Raw genomic sequence first — 1,584 nt, forward strand, 5'->3', positions numbered from 1 at the left:
TACCGTGATCGCAAGCGCCGTATCATGAAGGGCGAAGGCGGTACCCGCAAGTGGCTGATGATCCGCCGGTTCCGGTGCAGCAAATGCATGAAGCTTCACAATGAACTGCCTAGTGTGGTGCTGCCGTATAAGCACTACGACAGTGAGGTGATCAGCGGCGTTCTCGAAAAGGTCGTCACACCGGATGATCTGGATTCCGAAGACTACCCATGTGGTGCGACTATGCTGCTCTGGATCCAGTGGCTCCAGAAGAACCTGGAGCGCATCGAGGGATATCTCCGCGCTGTGGCGTATGAACTGTCCGACTACGACAGTCGCATACTTCATGTCGGTGCATCATTGCTCGCCTCTCTCCAAAAATCAAACAGACGATGGCTGGAACAGGTCATTCGGACGATCTACAACAGTGGTGGGTCTCTGGTCCCGTTCCGGCATTGAGTCTATGCACCTACTTTTGTTTTCCTGTCACAGATCATGACGGTATAGTGAGCTTCATGAAGGAGGTTCACTACCATGATAACGAAAAACAAAGACTGGCAGGACGAGGTCGCGCTCCAGCGTTACACTATGATTACACCACTCCTTTCGGAGGACCTCGATAATGCAAAGCGCATAGCGATGCGGGAAAAGATCGCACAGGACAACTTCACGACTCCAAGATCGCTCTACCGATACGAGAAGGCATACCGTGAAAACGGGTTTCAGGGGCTCCGACCGATGGATCGCCAGAAGCGGCGCTCTCAGACACTGCCGGAAAACTTCGAGGAACTTCTGAATGAAGCCATCCAGCTCCGACGGGAAGTTCCGGAGCGCTCGGTGGAACAGCTGATACTGATCCTCGAGTTAGAAGGACGAGTTGCTCCTGGCGTGCTGAAACGCTCGACACTGGAGAGACATCTCTACAACGCTGGCTTCGGATCAGAGCATCTTCAGACCTACAAGGATGCACGGGAGAGCTCCTCGAAGCGCTTCTGCAAGCCACACCGGATGATGCTGATCCAGGGAGACATCAAGTATGGGCCGCTGCTCCCGATCGGAAAGCGCGGAGCCAAAGTCAAAACATACCTGTCGTCGGCGATAGACGATCATTCGAGGTTTGTCATTGCCTCGAAGTTTTATGCCTCTCAGGAGGAAGAGATCGTAGAGGATACCTTCCGGTCTGTGCTGCTCCGTGCAGGGGCGTTTGACCGATGCTACTTTGATAACGGTTCTCAGTACATCGCAAAGCAACTGAAGCTGTCACTGGCCAAGCTTGGTATCTCGATCTCTCATGCGCCTGTAAGAAGTGGGAAGTCGAAAGGCAAAATCGAGAAATTCCATCAGGTGGTGGATGCATTCGTTCGGGAAAGCAAACTGAAAAACGTCCGATCACTGGATGAGCTCAACCGTCTGTGGAGTATCTACCTCGAGGACCAATACCATAACGATCCTCATGCTGGCATCGCCGAGTACTATCAGTGCCTCAACGCAGTCGTTCCACCGGAAGGGATCACACCACGGCAGGAATGGAACCGGGATACACGTCCGCTGAACTTTATCGATGTCAATACCATCGCAGAAGCCTTTCTGCATCACGAAAATCGG

The 1,584-nt window shown here is 52.9% G+C and carries 2 protein-coding genes; both read left to right on the plus strand.

Features of this window, described 5'->3' with window-relative positions; genetic code table 11:
• On the plus strand, nt 1-438 hold a 438-nt coding region (locus ACTQ52_RS12285), incomplete at its 5' end, for a DUF6431 domain-containing protein (protein WP_441982786.1).
• 75 nt (nt 439-513) lie between these two features.
• On the plus strand, nt 514-1,584 hold a 1,071-nt coding region (locus tag ACTQ52_RS12290; RefSeq protein WP_441982787.1), incomplete at its 3' end, for a DDE-type integrase/transposase/recombinase.

The sequence above is a fragment of the Oribacterium sp. Sow4_G1_1 genome (assembly GCF_052116105.1).
Taxonomy (GTDB): Bacteria; Bacillota; Clostridia; order Lachnospirales; family Lachnospiraceae; genus Oribacterium.